Source organism: Gymnodinialimonas ulvae (assembly GCF_037543845.1).
GTDB lineage: Bacteria > Pseudomonadota > Alphaproteobacteria > Rhodobacterales > Rhodobacteraceae > Gymnodinialimonas > Gymnodinialimonas ulvae.
The window spans coordinates 232,958-250,438 of the sequence record NZ_JBBIFX010000001.1; the positions used below are offsets into that span (position 1 = coordinate 232,958).

19 protein-coding genes are annotated in these 17,481 nt (G+C 62.3%); 14 read left to right on the forward strand and 5 right to left on the reverse strand.

Going from position 1 to position 17,481, the window contains the following annotated elements; translation table 11 throughout:
• Positions 1 to 143 precede the first annotated feature (143 nt).
• Both V8J83_RS01060 and V8J83_RS01065 read left to right on the forward strand, forming a co-directional pair.
• The gene (locus V8J83_RS01060) at positions 144 to 1,610 is read left to right on the forward strand and encodes a hypothetical protein (RefSeq protein WP_339982525.1); all 1,467 of its coding nucleotides are present in this window, start codon (positions 144 to 146) and stop codon (positions 1,608 to 1,610) included.
• A gap of 212 nt (positions 1,611 to 1,822) precedes the next feature.
• Complete coding sequence (locus V8J83_RS01065; RefSeq protein WP_339982528.1) at positions 1,823 to 2,275, forward strand: hypothetical protein; 453 nt, start codon at positions 1,823 to 1,825, stop codon at positions 2,273 to 2,275.
• A 114-nt stretch (positions 2,276 to 2,389) separates the two neighbouring features.
• Here V8J83_RS01065 and V8J83_RS01070 read toward each other — a convergent pair whose 3' ends face one another.
• The 5 genes from V8J83_RS01070 to rpsF all read right to left on the reverse strand — a co-directional run bounded on the left by V8J83_RS01070 (position 2,390) and on the right by rpsF (position 5,774).
• Complete coding sequence (locus V8J83_RS01070) at positions 2,390 to 3,586, reverse strand: PQQ-dependent sugar dehydrogenase (RefSeq protein WP_339982531.1); 1,197 nt, start codon at positions 3,584 to 3,586, stop codon at positions 2,390 to 2,392.
• A 336-nt stretch (positions 3,587 to 3,922) separates the two neighbouring features.
• On the reverse strand, positions 3,923 to 4,321 hold the full coding sequence (locus V8J83_RS01075; protein ID WP_339982534.1) for a class I SAM-dependent methyltransferase: 399 nt from the start codon (positions 4,319 to 4,321) through the stop codon (positions 3,923 to 3,925).
• Between the two features lie 198 nt (positions 4,322 to 4,519).
• On the reverse strand, positions 4,520 to 5,158 hold the full coding sequence (gene rplI / locus V8J83_RS01080) for a 50S ribosomal protein L9 (RefSeq protein WP_339982537.1): 639 nt from the start codon (positions 5,156 to 5,158) through the stop codon (positions 4,520 to 4,522).
• A gap of 13 nt (positions 5,159 to 5,171) precedes the next feature.
• Positions 5,172 to 5,399, reverse strand: coding sequence for a 30S ribosomal protein S18 (gene rpsR, locus V8J83_RS01085; protein WP_339982540.1), 228 nt, complete (start codon positions 5,397 to 5,399; stop codon positions 5,172 to 5,174).
• Between the two features lie 21 nt (positions 5,400 to 5,420).
• Positions 5,421 to 5,774: a 30S ribosomal protein S6 gene (rpsF, locus tag V8J83_RS01090; RefSeq protein WP_339982543.1), complete on the reverse strand. Its 354-nt coding sequence runs from the start codon at positions 5,772 to 5,774 to the stop codon at positions 5,421 to 5,423.
• A gap of 379 nt (positions 5,775 to 6,153) precedes the next feature.
• On the opposite strand from rpsF, the gene V8J83_RS01095 reads away from it, so the two are divergent.
• From V8J83_RS01095 to V8J83_RS01150, 12 genes are all read left to right on the forward strand, one after another.
• Positions 6,154 to 7,101 carry a hypothetical protein gene (locus V8J83_RS01095; protein WP_339982546.1) on the forward strand — a complete coding sequence of 316 codons (948 nt, stop codon included), beginning with the start codon at positions 6,154 to 6,156 and terminating at the stop codon, positions 7,099 to 7,101.
• A gap of 125 nt (positions 7,102 to 7,226) precedes the next feature.
• Positions 7,227 to 8,168, forward strand: coding sequence for an ACP S-malonyltransferase (gene fabD / locus V8J83_RS01100; RefSeq protein ID WP_339982550.1), 942 nt, complete (start codon positions 7,227 to 7,229; stop codon positions 8,166 to 8,168).
• 43 nt (positions 8,169 to 8,211) lie between these two features.
• Positions 8,212 to 8,949: a 3-oxoacyl-ACP reductase FabG gene (fabG, locus tag V8J83_RS01105; RefSeq protein WP_339982553.1), complete on the forward strand. Its 738-nt coding sequence runs from the start codon at positions 8,212 to 8,214 to the stop codon at positions 8,947 to 8,949.
• A gap of 220 nt (positions 8,950 to 9,169) precedes the next feature.
• On the forward strand, positions 9,170 to 9,403 hold the full coding sequence (locus V8J83_RS01110; protein ID WP_339982556.1) for an acyl carrier protein: 234 nt from the start codon (positions 9,170 to 9,172) through the stop codon (positions 9,401 to 9,403).
• A 202-nt stretch (positions 9,404 to 9,605) separates the two neighbouring features.
• Positions 9,606 to 10,865, forward strand: coding sequence for a beta-ketoacyl-ACP synthase II (fabF, locus tag V8J83_RS01115; protein WP_339982559.1), 1,260 nt, complete (start codon positions 9,606 to 9,608; stop codon positions 10,863 to 10,865).
• 6 nt (positions 10,866 to 10,871) lie between these two features.
• On the forward strand, positions 10,872 to 12,032 hold the full coding sequence (gene mltG, locus V8J83_RS01120; protein WP_339982562.1) for an endolytic transglycosylase MltG: 1,161 nt from the start codon (positions 10,872 to 10,874) through the stop codon (positions 12,030 to 12,032).
• A 442-nt stretch (positions 12,033 to 12,474) separates the two neighbouring features.
• Positions 12,475 to 12,831, forward strand: a complete 357-nt coding sequence (locus V8J83_RS01125) for a hypothetical protein (protein ID WP_339982565.1) — start codon at positions 12,475 to 12,477, stop codon at positions 12,829 to 12,831.
• Positions 12,758 to 14,101, forward strand: coding sequence for a DNA-packaging protein (locus tag V8J83_RS01130; protein WP_339985930.1), 1,344 nt, complete (start codon positions 12,758 to 12,760; stop codon positions 14,099 to 14,101). Before V8J83_RS01125 ends, V8J83_RS01130 begins: the two co-directional genes overlap by 74 nt.
• 68 nt (positions 14,102 to 14,169) lie before the next feature.
• Positions 14,170 to 15,333, forward strand: a complete 1,164-nt coding sequence (locus V8J83_RS01135; protein WP_339982568.1) for a phage portal protein — start codon at positions 14,170 to 14,172, stop codon at positions 15,331 to 15,333.
• Positions 15,326 to 15,574, forward strand: coding sequence for a GTA head formation protein, RCAP_rcc01685 family (locus V8J83_RS01140; protein WP_339982571.1), 249 nt, complete (start codon positions 15,326 to 15,328; stop codon positions 15,572 to 15,574). The genes V8J83_RS01135 and V8J83_RS01140 overlap by 8 nt, the downstream gene beginning before the upstream one ends.
• A 9-nt stretch (positions 15,575 to 15,583) precedes the next feature.
• Positions 15,584 to 16,135 carry an HK97 family phage prohead protease gene (locus V8J83_RS01145; protein ID WP_339982574.1) on the forward strand — a complete coding sequence of 184 codons (552 nt, stop codon included), beginning with the start codon at positions 15,584 to 15,586 and terminating at the stop codon, positions 16,133 to 16,135.
• A 44-nt stretch (positions 16,136 to 16,179) separates the two neighbouring features.
• Positions 16,180 to 17,361: a phage major capsid protein gene (locus V8J83_RS01150; protein WP_339982577.1), complete on the forward strand. Its 1,182-nt coding sequence runs from the start codon at positions 16,180 to 16,182 to the stop codon at positions 17,359 to 17,361.
• Positions 17,362 to 17,481 lie beyond the last annotated feature (120 nt).

Below are 17,481 nucleotides of genomic sequence, written 5' to 3' on the forward strand. Positions count from 1 at the left end.
TAACGTCTTGGTTGCAACTTTCGGGTCAGGGTTTCCTCCGTTTGGCAGCGCCCGGACCGACGTTACGTTGACCAAACACCACGATTGAATTTGGTGGGCCGCGTCCCCTTCACCGGCCCCCACCCACTGGAAGGATCCCCCCAATGCGTCTGATGACCGCAAGTGCGATCGCATTGATGGCCATGGGCGGCGCCGCTCTGGCCTGCCCGAATTCTCAACTCGCGCGCAGCAGCTTTGCCTATGATGGCGCGCAGATTGCCAATGGCCTGGACTTCAACGTCCAGGCGCAGGGCGGCTTCACGCTAGACCAATGCGGGCTTGGAACGCTTGGGTTCGGGCAATTCGCCGCCGTGCCGGATGTGACGCTTGAGCTGAGCAATATGGTTGGGCGTGAGTTGGAGCTGTTCGTCAATTCGAGCTGCGATCCTGCGATGCTGGTCTACGATGCCAATGGGCAATGGTTCTTCAACGATGATAACGAGGGCCTCCAACCTGGAATGCGCCTGGCCTCCGGCGCAGCGAACGGGCGCGTCGATGTCTGGATCGGAACCTATTCCGGCGGCGGTTGCCCTGCGACCTTGACGGTGCGCTCCGTGGGCTCAGCGCCCGCGCCGCAACCGGTTCCGGTGCCCCAGCCCGCCTTGGCCTGTCCCACTTGGGAAGTGCCCGGACCCGCGCTGCAGTTCAGCGCCAACCAGATCGTGCAACCCCTCAGCTACATCGCCCAGGCCACCGGCGGCACCAATGTCGGTGCCTGTCCCGGCGTCGAGGGTGGCGGAACCGCCAGCCAGGTGCCGCAATTCTCGGTCACGTTGTCAGAGATGCAGGGCCATATCCTGACCCTGCGCGCCAATGCGGAATGCGACTCAACGCTGTTGGTAAACGGCGCGGACACCACGTGGTATTACAATGACGACGGGCAAGGGAACCTGCAGCCGGAGCTGACCATCACCGAACAAGCGGCGCTGAACGGGCGGATCGACGTCTGGGTCGGCACGTTCTCGGGCGAAACCTGCGCCGGTACGTTCACCTTGCAAGCCGTTCCTGTGGCGCAGCCGGCGCCGCAACCGGCCCCGGTTCCGGTCCCTGCGCCGACACCGACGCCCGCGCCTGTACCGACACCAACGCCTGCGCCCGCACCGGCTCCCGCACCGGCCCCGGCGCCAGCTGCAGCACCCGATCCGACGCAAACGGGCGGCTGCCCGACCACGGCGCTTGAAGGCACACCGGTTGTCCTTGACGGGCAGGAACTCTACTCCCCCGACAGCTTTGCCGTTCAGGCGGGGGGCGTGACCGCGCTGAGCAGTTGCTCGGGCCTGCCCGGTGCAGGTGTGATCAACGCGCGGCCCCATTATAGCTTCCAGCTTTCGGGCATGGAGACCTACGGCCGCCTTGAGGTTGAGGTCAGCAGTGACTGCGACACCACGCTTTTGATGCATGATGCGCAGGGCAATTGGCACTTCGATGACGATTCCGGCGGTGGCAATCAGCCCGAGTTGAACCTGACCGATACGGCCGCCCTGAACGGTCGCGTCGATATCTGGGTCGGCACGTTCGGCACCGAAACCGCTTGTGAGGCCGAGATCGAGATGGAGACGTGGAACTTCTGATCCGACCCCATATCACGCGTCGCACCGGCCGGTGGGTTGGGGCGCGCGCACGTTCGCCCATGGCCGCAAGTTTGGACGATGCCTTCAGTGAATATTTGGTGGGCTCGCGCCACTTGAAACCCGAAGTTAGTACTTTGGCCCATATTTCGGCCCACAAATACCAGAGTCCGCGATGTCTATAAGGCATCGATCAACACCCGGAGTATTCCAATATGAAAAAGCTTATTGCCGCCGCCGGCCTGCTTCTTGGCACCACGGGCCTTGCCGCCGCGTGCCCCGACTACGGCTATCAGGGTCAGCAGACGGGCTATGCAACCGGTCAGGATCTGTACCTGCCCAACAGTTACAACACGACCGCTGGCGGGACCTACGACCTGTATGCCTGTGGCTTCACAAATGCGGGCAATTTCACCATTGCGCCAAATTTCGAGTTCCGCCTTGATGGGATGGAAGCCTACGGACGGCTGGAGATCCGTGTTCAGGGCAATTGCGACACCGTGCTTTTGGTCAACGATTCCAACGGCAACTGGACGTGGAATGACGACAGTTACGGGTTGAACCCGGCGATCAATTTCAGCGGCCCGCGCTCGGGTGTCTACGACATCTGGGTCGGCACGTTTGGCGGTGCGTCTTGCGCTGCGACGTTGACGATGGAAACCTGGTAGGGCCGTCCGTCGATCGTATTGTCGCCGACACAGGCGCGCCATGTGGGCGCGTCGTCTTGCGTTTCGGGTACGGGCCGCATGTCAGGTGTGATGTGAACGACACGTCGCCTTCCGTCAGCGCGCAGGCGTAAGGCGGAGCAGGCGGCCCGGATCATCGTCGATCACGATCAGGATCGCGCCGTCTTCATCCACCGCCACGTCACGCACTCGTCCGCCGGGCCGGAAACGTTCTTCGCCCACAACCATATCGCCGTCCATATCCAACCGAACCAGCGCGCGGCCTGCCAACGCACCCAGCAGGAGGTCGCCCTGCCACTCGGCGAACATGTCGCCTTCGTAGAAGATCATGTCCGACGGGGCGATGGACGGGTCCCAGAAATAGCGCGGCTCCTCATAATCCGGCGCATGGGCCTGCTGCCCGGTGCCGACATCCGTGCCGTTGTAGTTCACGCCATAGCTGACCTCGGGCCAGCCGTAATTCGCGCCAGGCCGGACGATATTCAACTCATCCCCGCCCGCGGGGCCATGTTCCAGGGTCCAGAGAATGTCGGTTCCCGGTTGCACCGCCGCCCCTTGGATATTGCGGTGACCGTAGCTCAGCACACCGGGCTGCGCGCGTTCAATGATCGGATCCTGCGCGGGCGTGCCGTCGGGTTGGATCTGGATCGTGACCCCGTAGGTCGCCCGCACCGGGTTCTGGGCCAATGTGCGGTTTTCGGGCGTGAAGCGATCGCCGGTGGTCACCAGAAGCGCGCCGTCCGGCGTCACGATCACGCGGCTGCCGAAATGGGCGGGCACGATGGAGGCGGGGGTTTGCCGCCACAACTCGGTCACCTCGGTGAGAGCGGCGTGATCTTCCGACAGAACGGCGCTGGCCACGGCGGTGGCCGAGGCCGCGATGCCGTCGCGTGCGGAATAGGTGAGGTAGAGCGTGCGGTTGTCCGCGAAATCAGGTGAAAGCGCTACGTCCAGAAGCCCACCTTGCTGCACCGCGCGGACCGCCGGGACGCCGTCGATCTCCGGCCCGACCTGCCCGTCGCGCGTGATATGGCGCAGGGTTCCGCCGCGTTCCGTGACGACATAACCCGCGCCATCGGGCAAGACGGCGACGGCCCAGGGGCGGGCGAGGGTGTCGGTGATGACCTCGCTTTCGAGGCGCAGGCCGGAGGTGATCTCGGGGGCGTCGGTCTGTTCGGGGAAGGCGGGGATGGTGTCGGGCAGGTTGGGGGTGCCGTCGTCAACCGGTGCCTGGGCGAGGGCGGGGACGGTGAAGAGGAGGAAGGGCAGGGCGCGGAACGTCAGGCGGAACATGGGGGCCTCATTGTGTGATGCTGTGTGCAAACACATAGGGCACTTGTGGTCTTTGGGGAGTGGTGATGCGTGTTTGCTCAAGGTTGAGAAAGGGTGTTAAATTATTGAAATATATTGAAAATCGGAAAACCGTTAAAGTTTAGATGACCATGTTTTGAAGGGGCGGCATCGTCCATTGAACCTGCGGCTGAGGGATTTGCTGGTTCGAGCCCACATCTACCTGTCAGACACGGCGCAAGAACAGGTTGCCGCGTTGGGACAATTCCGTTTTCCAGTCAGCCGGATGTTTGGATACAACCATCCCGAAGTCTTCGATGTTCGAGACTTCGTCCGCGATCAAAAGCCATCCTTGCTGCTTACGTGGTCAAGCATCGTCTTGAGCGTCGAGAGGCGCGCTTGCCTTGGCAGCATGTGCAATGTGCGATCAATCAAAACGATATCGAATGATCCATCCGGCTCGTAGGCGGCCACGTCAGCGACGACACCCTCGATAGACAGATTTTCCCGTGCAGCCACGTCTTTGAGGTCGCGAATGCCATTTCTTGAGATATCCACTCCGACGACGCGATGTCCCTTTCTGGCAATAAAGATTGCATCGCGACCTTGCCCACATCCAACATCCAAAACTAGGACATCTTGCTGCTCAAGCCGGTCAAAGAAGTCGACGAAAATGGAGGTCGGTTCCCCCAATGCGTCGCGTGTTTCGCCATACAGCTCATCGTAATCATAGGTCATGGGATCAGCGTTAGTAGATTGGTCATCATATGGCTAAGTGAAATATTCCGTGAACAGTAGCTTCGTCCGCAGAGCCGACCTTCCCGCTTTGCTCCCGTGGGCAATAGCGGATACCTCCGTCGCCGAAGAAAAAGGCCGCCCCGGATTGGAGCGGCCTTTGATTTTTTGCGCGAAGAGCCGGGAGGCTCCAAGAGGGGCTTATTGCTCTTCCGTGTCCTCGGCGGGCGCCTCGTCGGAGCCTTCCTCGGCGGGGGCGTCGTCGCCTTCCAGATCGTCGAGTTGCGCGGCGCCGATGTCATCAAACAGCTCTGCGATCTCGAATTCGGCCTGTGCCTCTTCCTCAGCCGCCAGTTCCTGGATCGACTTGCCCGACGCCTGCAATTCGGCCTCCTCGGGGGAACGCGCGACGTTGAGTTGGATGGTCACCTCAACCTCGGGATGCAGCTTGACCGTTACGTCATGCAGGCCCAGGTCCTTGATCGGTGCAATCAGGGCAACCTGTTTGCGGTCGACCGAGAAGCCTTCTTCGGTGGCGGCTTCGGCGGCGTCACGGGTGGTGACGGAGCCGTAGAGCGAACCCGAGTCGGAGGCCGAGCGGATCACAATGAACTGCTGTCCATCGAGCTTTTCGCCAAGGCTTTCGGCTTCTTTCTTCGATTCCAGATTGCGGGCTTCAAGCTGCGCTTTCTGGTTCTCGAACGTGGCGAGATTGGTTTCATTGGCGCGCAGCGCCTTTTTCTGCGGCAAGAGGTAGTTGCGCGCGTAGCCTTCCTTGACGGAGACCACTTCGCCCATCTGACCCAGCTTGGCCACACGTTCCAGCAGGATAACGTCCATTGTCAGCGTCTCCTTACTTAACGGCGTAGGGCAGCAGGGCGAGGAACCGTGCGCGCTTGATCGCCTTGGCGAGCTTGCGCTGGTTCTTGGCACCTACGGCGGTGATGCGGGAGGGGACGATCTTGCCACGCTCAGAGATGTAACGCTGAAGCAGGCGCGTGTCCTTGTAGTCGATTTTCGGCGCATTGTCGCCCTCGAACGGGTCGGTCTTGCGGCGGCGGAAAAACGGTTTTGAAGCCATTGGAATATCACTCCTTAAGAATCAGCGGCGCTCGCGGCGGCCGTCGCGCTCATCGCGCTTCTGCATCTGGATCGAGGGGCCCTCGTCGTGGGCATCGACCTTGACGGTCAGCACGCGCATCACATCGTCATGCAGGCGCATCAGGCGCTCCATTTCCTGCACGGCATCCGACGGGGCGTCGGTGCGGATGTAGGAATAATGGCCCTTGCGGTTCTTGTTGATCTTGTAGGCCATGGTCTTCACACCCCAATATTCGGTGTCGACCACAGTGCCGCCATTGTCTTTCAGGATGGTTCCGAAGTGCTCGTTGAGGGCTTCGGCTTGCGTGTTGGACAGGTCCTGACGCGCAATCATCACATGCTCGTAAAGAGGCATGAGTTCTCCAGTTCGATTTTCAGGGCGCATTTCAAAGGCCGGGCAAGTGTCGCCTCGCCCCCGGCCACGAGGGATAACGCCGTTCAAGTTGGTCACGACGAGGCGATGCGCGCGTATAGGCGTCTGCGGCTGTAGTGTCCAGCCCGCTTGGGACGCTCGGGTGGCGGCAGCCTGGGGTGCCGCAACTGGCATCGGTTCATCTACAGCGGTGCGGATTGTTTCGAAACCGGGCGCGCCCGTCATCCGGTTTTCCCGTTTGCGCCCCAATTCCACCATGAAGTGCTGGCATCACATGCGGCGGAAAACTTCGTCCTTGAGGGCGGCAGTGTAGAGTTTGGCCACAGCAGGTGGCCCATGTTGATAGGATTGGAGGCCAAAGGTGTTCCACCCGTTTTGGACAAGTGACAGAGCCGCGGTGACGGTCGATTACGTGGTCGTGATGGCGGCGCTGGTCGGGGTCGGCGTGTGGATGGTCGAGACCACCAACAGCGATCTGTCGGAGCATTCATCCAATATCCGTGGCGAGATGCAGGGCGGGATGTTCGAGACCGCATGGGACAACGAACTGGCCGTGCTTCCCGATACGGAAGCAGGTGAGCAATGCAACGGCGCGGATACCTGCGGCACCGGCGGCGGCGGCACGACGGGCGGCGGCAGCACGGGCGGCGGTGGAACTACGGGCGGCGGCGGCACGACCGGTGGCGGCACGACTGATCCTGATCCTGATCCTGATCCCAACCCTGATCCTGATCCCGATCCAACGCCGGATCCTGATCCGGCGCCTGATCCTGATCCTGATCCGACACCGGATCCCGACCCCGATCCCGATCCGGCGGATCCCAACGATCCGGGTCCGGGCGGAAACAACGATCCGTTCCCACCCCCGGCGACCGGTCAGGTGGCCGGTTGCCCGAGCACCGATTTCAACGGCCAACCCTTGGTGTCGGATGGATCGGATTTCGGCAGATCCTACGACCACACCACGGTGCATAGCGGATTCACAAATCTGCAAGGCTGCAATGGCATGCCCAACCGGCGTGGTTACTTCGATGCGAACCCGACCTATACGTTCTATCTGAGCGATATGGAGCAATTCAACGAAGTGCAGTTCCTGGTCGAGGCGTCGAATTGCCAAAACGGTGACACCACGTTGTTGATCCGCGATGCGGCCGGGACGGTACACTTCAACGATGACTACACCAGCAGGAACTTGAGGTCGCGGTTGCGCCTATCGAATACCGCAGATCTGAATGGTCGGGTTGATGTCTGGATCGGTGGCTACAACCCCGGCTCGTGCACATCCCGGTTGAATGTGAGGCCGCGCTGAGCCAGCCCCAGCAGTGACACGCGCTTTAGACGGCGCCTCGGAAACGGGGCGCCGTCTTGCGTTGCGCGAGCGGCGCGCGTGTTGTAGCCCGTCGTGCAATAAAAAGGACCAGCAGGAGCGCCGACATGACCCGCGCATTCGTTTTTCCCGGCCAAGGGGCCCAGACCATTGGAATGGGACGTGATCTTGCGGAGGCTTACCCGGAGGCGCGCGCCGTTTTCGACGAGGTGGATGCAGCCTTGGGGGAGAAGCTTTCCGGGCTGATCTGGGAGGGAGAGATCGAGACGCTGACGTTGACGCGCAACGCGCAGCCCGCACTGATGGCGGCGTCGCTGGCGGCGATGGCCGCTTTGAAGGCAGAAGGGGTCGCGGTGACGGCCGCGGATTTCGTGGCGGGGCATTCGCTTGGGGAATATTCGGCGCTCTGTGCGGCGGGCGCGTTGAGCCTTGCGGACACGGCACGCCTGTTGCGGCTGCGCGGGGAAGCGATGCAGGCGGCGGTTCCGGCTGGTGAAGGCGCAATGGCCGCGATCCTCGGGCTCGATTTCGACACGGTGAGCGAAGTGGCGGTGGAGGCCGCGCAGGGTCAAGTGTGCGAGGCGGCCAACGACAATGACCCGGCGCAGGTTGTTCTGTCGGGCCACACGGCGGCAGTGGAGCGTGCGGCGGAGATCGCCAAGGCGCGCGGTGCGAAACGGGCCCTTTTGTTGCCGGTCTCGGCGCCGTTCCATTGCGCATTGATGCAACCCGCCGCCGATGTGATGGCCGACGCGTTGAGCCGCGTGGATCTGTCTGCGCCGGTGACGCCACTGGTTGGAAATGTGATCGCGCGGGCCGAGAGCTCGGCCATGATCATTCGTAACAACCTGGTGGATCAGGTCACGGGGCGCGTGCGCTGGCGCGAAAGCGTGGCGTGGATGGCCGCCGAAGGGGTGACGGACTTCTACGAGGTCGGTGCGGGCAAGGCGCTCTCGGGTATGATCAAGCGGATCGAGCGCAGTGCCACGACCGCCCCGGTGGGCAAGCCGGATGACGTGCGCGCGGCGGCGGCGGCGATCAACGGATAGAACCGGCGCGGATCTACGACCGTGACAAGGGAAGGGAACTGACATGAGCGATCTAACGGGTAAAGCGGCGCTGGTGACGGGTGCATCGGGTGGCATCGGCGCGGCGATCGCGCGGGCCTTGCATGCGCAGGGCGCGACGGTTGGCCTGTCTGGCACCCGGGTCGAGCCGCTGGAAAGCCTGGCGGCGGAGCTGGGCGGGCGGGTCCATGTGCTGCCGTGCAACCTCAGTGACGCCGACGCGGTGGACGCATTGCCGAAAGAGGCGGCCGCGGTGATGGGATCGCTGGATATCCTGGTCAACAACGCAGGCATCACGCGTGACAACCTGTTCATGCGGATGTCAGATGAAGAATGGCAGAGCGTTCTGGATGTGAACCTGACGTCGACCATGCGGCTGTGCCGGGGGGCATTGCGGGGCATGATGAAGGCGCGCTGGGGCCGGATCATCAACATCTCGAGCGTGGTCGGGGCCACTGGCAATCCGGGGCAGGGCAATTACGCGGCCTCAAAGGCCGGGATGGTGGGGATGTCGAAATCGCTGGCCTATGAGGTGGCGAGTCGCGGGATCACGGTGAACTGCGTGGCGCCTGGGTTCATCGAGACGGCGATGACCGAGAAGCTGACCGACGAACAGAAATCCAAGATTCTGACGCAAATCCCGGCGGGTCGGATGGGCACGCCCGAGGAAATCGCGGCAGCAACGGCGTTTTTGGCAAGTGCCGAGGCGGGTTACCTTACGGGAACGACGCTGCATGTGAACGGTGGTATGGCGATGCTGTAACGCGGTTTCCGCTGCGTAACAAAGCGGCGCGCAAGGCATGGACATGGGCGAAACATATGCTATAGGCGGCGCGAGAATGGCCGGGGGGCTTTGTCCACCGGTTGGGCCTGACCACCTGTTGGGTGTGTCTTTCGGCACTATGAGCGGCCGATATGGCTGTACTGAAACAAGGGCGCGCCCCAGGTGGGGTTCAACCCTGAAAGACCATGAGGACCTGAAAATGAGCGACATCGCAGACCGCGTGAAAAAGATCGTTGTTGAGCACCTGAGCGTTGAAGAAGACAAGGTGACCGAGGCCGCGTCGTTCATCGACGATCTTGGCGCGGATTCGCTCGACACGGTCGAGTTGGTCATGGCGTTCGAGGAAGAGTTCGGCATCGAGATCCCCGATGATGCGGCGGAAACGATCCAGACCTTCGGCGACGCGGTGAAGTTCATCAAAGAAGCCCAGTAAGGTCTTCAAGATCACGATTTGGCGGCGGCACGGAACCATCCGGCCGCCGCTTTTTCGTTTGAAAGGGGCGGGCGCAGGTCGTTGAGCCGTGCCTTTCACAAGATCGCGCAAGGCGGGGCTTTGCCGGTGGCGTCAGCGGGGATTGCGCCCCGATGGCGGTTTCCGGTATCTGGGGCGCAACGAAAATCGCGGGGGCAGAAACATGCGTCGAGTGGTTGTGACAGGTTTGGGGCTGGTGACGCCCCTGGCATGTGGTGTCGAAGCAACGTGGAGCCGGATTCTGGCCGGACAATCGGGCGCCGGGCCGATCACACGGTTTGACCCCGAAGGCTTCGGGACGACCTATGCCTGCGAAATCCCGCATGGCGATGGATCGGATGGCACCTTCAATGCCGACGATTGGATGGAGCCGAAGGAACAGCGCAAGGTCGATGATTTCATTCTGTACGGTGTCGCGGCGGCGGATCAGGCGATTGCCGACGCGGGCTGGACACCGGAAGAAACCGAAAGCCTTGAGCGCACCGGGTGCCTCATCGGGGCGGGGATCGGCGGATTGTCGTCGATTGCCGATACGTCGATCGTGTTGAACGAGCGTGGGCCACGGCGGGTGTCGCCGTTCTTTGTGCCTGGCGCATTGATCAACCTGATCTCGGGTCAGGTCTCGATCCGCTATGGCTACAAGGGGCCGAACCATTCGGTGGTGACGGCGTGTTCGACAGGGGCGCATGCCATCGGGGATGCGGCGCGGTTGATCGCGCTGGATGATGCCGATGTGATGATCGCGGGCGGGGCGGAGAGCCCGATCTGCGCCATCGGAATTGCCGGGTTCAATGCGTGCAAGGCTTTGAGCACCAAGCGCGCCGATGACCCAACGGCGGCCAGCCGTCCGTGGGATGCCGATAGCGATGGGTTCGTGATGGGCGAAGGCGCGGGCATGGTTGTTCTGGAAGAATATGAACATGCCAAGGCGCGCGGTGCTAAGATTTATGCCGAAATTCTGGGCTATGGCCTGTCGGGCGATGCGTATCACATCACCGCGCCGCCGCCCGACCATGAGGGCGCGGAACGGGCGATGCGCGCGGCGTTGAAACGGGCCGGGTTGCAGCCGTCGGACATTGACTACGTGAATGCGCATGGCACCTCGACGATGGCCGATACGATCGAGCTGGGTGCGGTGGAGCGGCTGATGGGGGATCATGCGAAGAACCTGCGCATGTCGTCGACCAAATCGATGACGGGGCATTTGTTGGGTGCGGCTGGTGCGATTGAGGCTATTTTCTCGATCCTGGCGATCCGGGACAATGTGGCCCCGCCGACGATCAACCTTGATACCCCCGCTGCCGAGACGCAGATCAACCTGTGTGCCAATGCCAAGCAGGAGGGGAAGATCCGCATCGCGCAATCCAATTCCTTCGGGTTTGGGGGCACCAATGCCTGCCTGATCATGGGCGAGGTGGAGTAAACCGCCATGTGGAAACACATCGCCGCCAACGGCATGTCCTTTCTGATCGTGGCATTGATTGCGGCGGCGGCAGCGCTTGGCTGGGGGCGGAGCCAGTGGGATACGAGCGGGCCGCTGGAGACAGCGGCGTTTTTCGAGGTGGAGCAGGGCGATACGCTGCGCGGGGTGTCCGAGCGGTTGGAGGAGGCCGGGGTTATCCGGTCGGCGGCCATTTTTCGTGTCGGCGTTCGCGCATTGGATCGATCCGGCGATCTTCGGTTCGGCAATTACGAAATCCCGGCCTCGGCGACGATGGATGAGGTGCTGGATATCGTGACCGCCGGTGGGCCCTCGTCGTTTCGCTATCGCGCGACCTATGTGTTGCGGAATTCGGGCACCGGTCAGTTGCGCCTGAGCGAGCGGGTGCCGGGCACGGGCGAGGTCGAAGAGATCGTGCGCTTTTCCTATGAGGAAGGTGTTCCGGAGGCCTATTCCGAGTTGGTCGAAGCGGAAGTTCCGATGATTTACCGGCTTGTGATCCCCGAAGGACTGACGAGTTGGCAGGTGGTGCAGGGGCTTTTGGCGGCGGATTTCCTGAGTGGTGAGGTGCCCGATATTCCGGCGGAAGGCACATTGGCGCCGGCCACGATCGAGGTCAGCCGGGGCGAAGACCGTCTGGAATTGATTGCCGAGATGCGCGACGCGCAGGAGCAGATCCTTGCGGAGGCCTGGGAGAACCGGGCGGAGGATCTGCCGATCAGTACGCCGGAAGAGGCGTTGATCCTTGCATCGATCATCGAAAAAGAGACCAGCGTCGCTGAAGAGCGGGGTCTGGTGGCGTCGGTGTTTACCAACCGTTTGAATGTCGGCATGCGCCTGCAGACGGACCCGACGGTGATCTACGGGGTCACCAACGGGCGCGGGATTCTCGGGCGTGGCCTGCGGCAATCGGAGCTGCGCGGCGAGACGCCCTGGAACACCTATGTGATCGACGGCTTGCCGCCGACCCCGATTGCAAACCCCGGCGCGGACGCCATCAACGCGGCGCTGAACCCCGATGACAGCGAGTACATCTTCTTCGTGGCGGATGGCACGGGCGGCCACGCCTTCTCGGTGACGCTCGAAGAGCACAACCGCAATGTTGCGCGGTGGCGCGAGATCGAAGCGGAACGCAACAACGGGAATTAATGGCGCGGACCGGGCCATTGCGGGCGTCAACCAGCGGTTACGTCTGATCAACGGCGCCCTCGGGTTGCAGTCGTGCCGGGATAGCGCGAGGCTCGTGCAGGTTTGATTTTCCAATTCGGTGACCTGCGCGCGGCGTAGTACACGGTTTGGCGCGCCGTGTGCCCCTTGATTTTCAGGGAAAATCAGCGCGTCGGTTAATTTTTTCTTAGCGCGCGTTGGTGGCGTTAACCGTTTGAAAAGACAAAACTTCTTGACCCATCGAGCGCTCCATGGCACCTCTTTAGGCAAGCTGGAATATGTGGGTCAACGGCCCGGAGGCACCCCCTCCGAGGTCGTTTTTTTGTGCCGTGTGAGCCGGGGTCGCAAGACACCGTCGGGACAAGAATAACCACCTGCATGCTGCTCGTGCCCGAGGGACTTTCGAGGACACGGGGACAACACTATGGAACATACAACCGAAACGACAACTCCGGAAACGGAACGCAGTGAGCTGTTTGCAGAGCAAGCGCAGGATGCCTTCGACACGGCAGTCGAAGTTCTGCGCGAGAGCTGTGCGAAGCTCAAGGCCGAACCGTGGGTAGGAGACGATGATGTCAGCAAGGCCGTTCGTCAAATGAACGGCGCGTATCTGCTGGCGATGAATATGCGGGAGAAGGCCAATGAGGCAGGAAGCAAACGGTTCGGAAATAGCGGCGCTGGCCAACTCGACCTCGGGGACGCCAGATCTGAAATCAGCCTCCGGCTTGCTTGCCTCCGCGACGCCGGAGCAGGAGCAGGCGTTTCTGGAGAGCCTCAGTGACAATGCCCTTGCGGCGCTGCCCTGGCTTTTTGAGTTCTGGGCCTTGCCGCACCAATTGCCGCCGGAAGGGGATTGGACGACCTGGGTTGTCATGGGCGGACGGGGCGCGGGCAAGACCCGCGCAGGTGCCGAGTGGGTCCGGTCGATGGTGGAGGGCGACACGTCCGAAGCCCCCGGCCGGGCCCGGCGCGTGGCCTTGGTGGGGGAAACCTATGATCAGGCGCTGGCGGTGATGGTGAAGGGGGAGAGTGGGTTGATTGCCTGCTCTCCGCCCGACAGGGTTCCGCGTTGGGTGTCGGGCGAGCGGATGCTGGTCTGGCCCAATGGCGCGGAGGCCCGGCTTTATTCGGCGCATGACCCAGAGGCACTTCGGGGCCCGCAATTCGATCTGGCGTGGTCGGATGAGCTGGCGAAATGGCCCAAGGCGCAGGAGACGTGGGATATGCTGCAATTCGGTCTGCGGCTGGGCAAACACCCGCAGCAGATCGTAACGACGACGCCGCGAAATGTGAGCGTTTTGAAGGAGTTGCTGGCGCGTCAGGATGTGGCGCATACCCATGCACCGACGGAGGCGAATCGTGCGTATCTGGCGGATTCGTTCCTGACGGAGGTGCGGGCGCGCTACGGCGATCAGCGGCTGGGCCGGCAGGAATTGGACGGCGTCCTTCTGGACGATGTCGAGAACGCGCTGTGGACGCGGGCCGGGATTGACGCGCAGCGCGTGCACGAATTGCCCGACCGGATGCGGGTGATCGTTGCGGTTGATCCGCCGGTGACGGGCCACAAGGGCTCGGATGCTTGCGGGATCGTTGTGGTCGGGATCGTCGAGGCCGGTGATCCGAACCGATGGGAAGCCGTGGTGATCGAGGATTGCTCGGTTCAGGGTGTCTCGCCGAAGCAATGGGCGGAGGTCGCCGTTGCAGCCTATCATCGCCACGGCGCAAGCCGGATGGTGGGCGAGGTGAACCAGGGCGGGCAATTGGTGACGGACACTGTTCGCCTGGTCGATCCAGCGATCAACTTCCGCGAGGTTCGGGCCTCGGTTGGCAAGGTCGCGCGGGCCGAACCGGTGGCGGCGCTCTACGAACAGGGGCGCATTCGCCACCTGGGTGTATTGTCGGAGTTGGAAGACGAAATGTGCAAGATGGCGTTGACGGGGTACGAGGGCCAAGGCTCTCCGGACCGGGTCGATGCGTTGGTCTGGGCGCTGCATGAGGGGATGATCGCGCCTGCGAAGCAGCGCCTGAACCCCGGTATTCGCAACCTTTGAAATTTGGGCAATCGCCCCGTGGTCCGGCCAGCCGGATCTACAGTCGTGTGCTTTAAGGAGAGGCTCATATGGTATTGGGTTTCTTGAAGAAATCACCCGTGAACGTGCCCGAGGTCAAAGCCTCTGCCAGCGCGAAAGTGGCGGTTTGGGGCGCGTCCTCGGGCCGTGTGGTTTGGAGCCCGCGCGATGCGGGCTCCCTGACGAAGAACGGTTTTCTGGGCAATCCGGTCGGCTACCGGGCGGTGAAGATCATCTCAGAGGCCGCGGCGTCCTTGCCGGTGATCTGCAAGGACGCAGAGCGGCGCTATGACACGCATCCGGCGCTGATGCTTTTGTCGCGACCCAACGGCGGGCAGACGCGGGCGGACCTTCTGGAGGCGGCGTTTGCGCAGCTGATGCTGTCGGGCAATGCCTATGTGGAGGCGGTTCAGCCCGAGGTCGGGTATCCGGCGGAGTTGCATGTGTTGCGCTCGGAACGGATGAGCCTGATCCCCGGTGCGGATGGCTGGCCCAAGGCGTATGATTACACGGTCGGCACCCGCAAGCACCGCTTCCCGGCGGAATTGATCTGCCATATCCGCAACTTCCACCCGCAAGATGATCACCACGGCCTTGCACCGATCCAGGCGGCGGCGACAGCCATTGATGTCCACAACGCGTCGGCACGGTGGGCGAAGGGGTTGCTCGACAATGCGGCACGGCCTTCGGGTGCCATTGTTTACAATGGGTTGGAGGGCGCTGGCACGATGAGCCAGGACCAATTCGACCGCCTTCAGATGGAATTGGAAAGCCACCATCAGGGCGCGCGCAATGCGGGTCGGCCGATGCTTCTGGAAGGCGGCCTGGATTGGAAACCGATGGGCTTTTCGCCGTCGGATATGGAGTTTCAGAAGACCAAGGAGGCGGCCGCGCGCGACATCGCGTTGGCCTTTGGCGTGCCGCCGATGTTGTTGGGCATTCCGGGTGACGCGACCTACGCCAACTACGCCGAGGCGAACCGGGCCTTTTATCGGCTGACGGTTCTGCCCTTGGCGAGCCGGGTCTGGGCGTCGTTGTCGCATTGGGTGTCGGGACTGGCGGGCGACGTCATCGAGATCACGCCTGACCTTGACGGGGTGCCGGCCCTGGCGGCTGAACGCGAGGCGGCGTGGCGGCGCGTTTCGGAGGCCAGCTTCCTCACGGACGGTGAAAAGCGCCGGATGTTGGGGCTGCCGGAAAAGCCCGATGAGTGAGGCCAAGGACATCGGCGGATCTCGCTACCTGTACGCGCCATTCGATGCGGCCAATGCCAAGATCGAAGCGAACGAGCGCGTCATGCAGGAACGATGGGCCGCGCTGACCTTTCGGCTTGAAGGCATTGAGATGGCGCTGACGCGTTTGGAAAAACGCCTGTGGTTGGCGGTTTTCGGCGTCGTCTCAGTGATCATGGCGCAGGGTATCAATCAACTCTTGAACCTCAACATCGGCGGATAGGAGCCTGACATGCAGGGATATTCAGACAGCGGCCTGGAGGTAAAATTCCACCGCTTCAACGATGAGCTGACCTTGGGCGAGGACCATGTGATCGAAGGCTATGCTTCGTTCTTTGGCTCTGTCGACCAAGGTGGTGATGTCGTACAGCCCGGGGCCTACAAGGGGTCCTTGGCCTCTGGCCGCGCAGTCAAGATGCTTTGGCAGCATGATCCGCGCGAGCCCATCGGCATCTGGGACGAGGTTCGAGAAGACACGAAAGGGCTCTACGTCAAGGGCCGCTTGCTGGAGGATGTGGCGCGCGCGCGTGAAGCGGCGGCGCTGACCCGGGCGGGCGCGATTGACGGTCTATCCATCGGCTACCGAACGGTGAAGGCGAGCAAAGACGACAGGGGCCGGAGGCTCCTGAACGAGGTGGAACTTTGGGAGGTCTCGCTTGTGACCTTTCCAATGCTTCCCGAGGCGCGTGTCGGATCCCATGAGGGCAAGTCCGAGGCGTTGCACGACCTGGCGCAGGTGTTCAACGACGCCCGCCGCACCCTGGCGGCGCGCAAGGCCCGCTGATCGAGAGGGCCAGCAGGCCCAAATTCAACCAGAAGGGAATTCTCATGACCGAGACCCATGACGGGGGCGCGGACCGCGCCCCCATGGCTGAAGTCAAGACCGCGATCGGCGGATTCTTGAGTGAATTCAACCAATTTCAAGACGACATGAATGCAAAGCTTCAAAAGCAGGAAGAGCGTATCACGATGCTGAATACCAAAACGAACACCTTCGCACGTCCGGCTCTGTCGACCGAGATCGACGGCCAAGCGCCCCACAAACTGGCGCTGAAGACCTACCTTCAGTGTGGCGATGATGACGGCCTGCGTGGCCTGGAGCTTGAAGGCAAGGCGATGAACACCGCCGTGAATGCCGAAGGCGGCTACCTTGTCGACCCGCAGACTTCCGAGATGATCCAGTCGGTGCTGCGGTCTTCCTCTTCGCTTCGTTCGGTTGCCAATGTCGTTCAGGTCGAAGCGTCTTCGTTCGACGTATTGATCGACTCCGCCGATACCGGCGCAGGTTGGGCCGATGAGGTCGCCAGCACTGGCGAAACGGATACGCCGCAGATCGAGCGTATTTCGATCGCCTTGCACGAGCTGTCGGCCCTGCCCAAGGCATCGCAGCGGCTGCTGGATGACAGCGCATTCGACATCGAGGGCTGGCTTGCCGGTCGCATCGCCGACAAGTTCGCCCGCGCCGAAGCCGACAGCTTCGTCAACGGTGACGGGTCGGGCAAGCCCACGGGCATGTTGAGCCATCCGACCGTCGACAACGACAGCTGGAGCTGGGGCAACCTGGGTTACGTCGCCACCGGGACGGACGGTGATTTTGACGCAACCAACGCGTCCGATGCGATTGTGGACCTGGTGTATTCGTTGGGCGCCCAATACCGCGCCAATGCGACCTTCGTGATGAATTCGAAGACCGCTGGCGCCGTGCGCAAGATGAAGGATGCCGACGGCCGTTTCTTGTGGTCCGATGGTCTTGCGGCTGGTGAGCCTGCTCGGCTGATGGGGTATCCGGTTCTGATTGCCGAAGACATGCCGGACATCGCGACCGACGCGATGGCGATTGCTTTTGGTGATTTCGGTTCGGGCTACACCATCGCGGAACGCCCCGATCTGCGCGTGCTGCGCGACCCGTTCTCGGCCAAGCCCCACGTTCTGTTCTATGCCACCAAGCGCGTTGGCGGTGATGTGACGGACTTCGGTGCGATCAAGCTGATGAAATTCGGCACCTCCTGATCGAGGTCTGACCCAATCCGACCCGGCGTGTAATCCGGGTCGGACGGGGCGTGGAACGCGGGCCTTTGCGGGTCCAGCTGCGCGTCTCTCCGCATGAGCAGCGCGGAGGTCGGCGCCACG

Excerpts from the sequence above, each read along its gene's own strand:
- fabD (WP_339982550.1), top strand. The coding sequence starts at position 7,227 with ATGACCCGCGCATTCGTTTTTCCCGGCCAAGGGGCCCAGACCATTGGA.
- V8J83_RS01110 (WP_339982556.1), top strand. The coding sequence starts at position 9,170 with ATGAGCGACATCGCAGACCGCGTGAAAAAGATCGTTGTTGAGCACCTG.
- V8J83_RS01075 (WP_339982534.1), bottom strand. The coding sequence starts at position 4,321 with ATGACCTATGATTACGATGAGCTGTATGGCGAAACACGCGACGCATTG.
- V8J83_RS01145 (WP_339982574.1), top strand. The coding sequence starts at position 15,584 with ATGCAGGGATATTCAGACAGCGGCCTGGAGGTAAAATTCCACCGCTTC.
- fabF (WP_339982559.1), top strand. The coding sequence starts at position 9,606 with ATGCGTCGAGTGGTTGTGACAGGTTTGGGGCTGGTGACGCCCCTGGCA.
- V8J83_RS01065 (WP_339982528.1), top strand. The coding sequence starts at position 1,823 with ATGAAAAAGCTTATTGCCGCCGCCGGCCTGCTTCTTGGCACCACGGGC.
- V8J83_RS01140 (WP_339982571.1), top strand. The coding sequence starts at position 15,326 with ATGAGTGAGGCCAAGGACATCGGCGGATCTCGCTACCTGTACGCGCCA.
- rpsR (WP_339982540.1), bottom strand. The coding sequence starts at position 5,399 with ATGGCTTCAAAACCGTTTTTCCGCCGCCGCAAGACCGACCCGTTCGAG.
- V8J83_RS01070 (WP_339982531.1), bottom strand. The coding sequence starts at position 3,586 with ATGTTCCGCCTGACGTTCCGCGCCCTGCCCTTCCTCCTCTTCACCGTC.
- V8J83_RS01135 (WP_339982568.1), top strand. The coding sequence starts at position 14,170 with ATGGTATTGGGTTTCTTGAAGAAATCACCCGTGAACGTGCCCGAGGTC.
- V8J83_RS01060 (WP_339982525.1), top strand. The coding sequence starts at position 144 with ATGCGTCTGATGACCGCAAGTGCGATCGCATTGATGGCCATGGGCGGC.
- rpsF (WP_339982543.1), bottom strand. The coding sequence starts at position 5,774 with ATGCCTCTTTACGAGCATGTGATGATTGCGCGTCAGGACCTGTCCAAC.
- mltG (WP_339982562.1), top strand. The coding sequence starts at position 10,872 with ATGTGGAAACACATCGCCGCCAACGGCATGTCCTTTCTGATCGTGGCA.
- fabG (WP_339982553.1), top strand. The coding sequence starts at position 8,212 with ATGAGCGATCTAACGGGTAAAGCGGCGCTGGTGACGGGTGCATCGGGT.
- V8J83_RS01125 (WP_339982565.1), top strand. The coding sequence starts at position 12,475 with ATGGAACATACAACCGAAACGACAACTCCGGAAACGGAACGCAGTGAG.
- V8J83_RS01150 (WP_339982577.1), top strand. The coding sequence starts at position 16,180 with ATGACCGAGACCCATGACGGGGGCGCGGACCGCGCCCCCATGGCTGAA.
- rplI (WP_339982537.1), bottom strand. The coding sequence starts at position 5,158 with ATGGACGTTATCCTGCTGGAACGTGTGGCCAAGCTGGGTCAGATGGGC.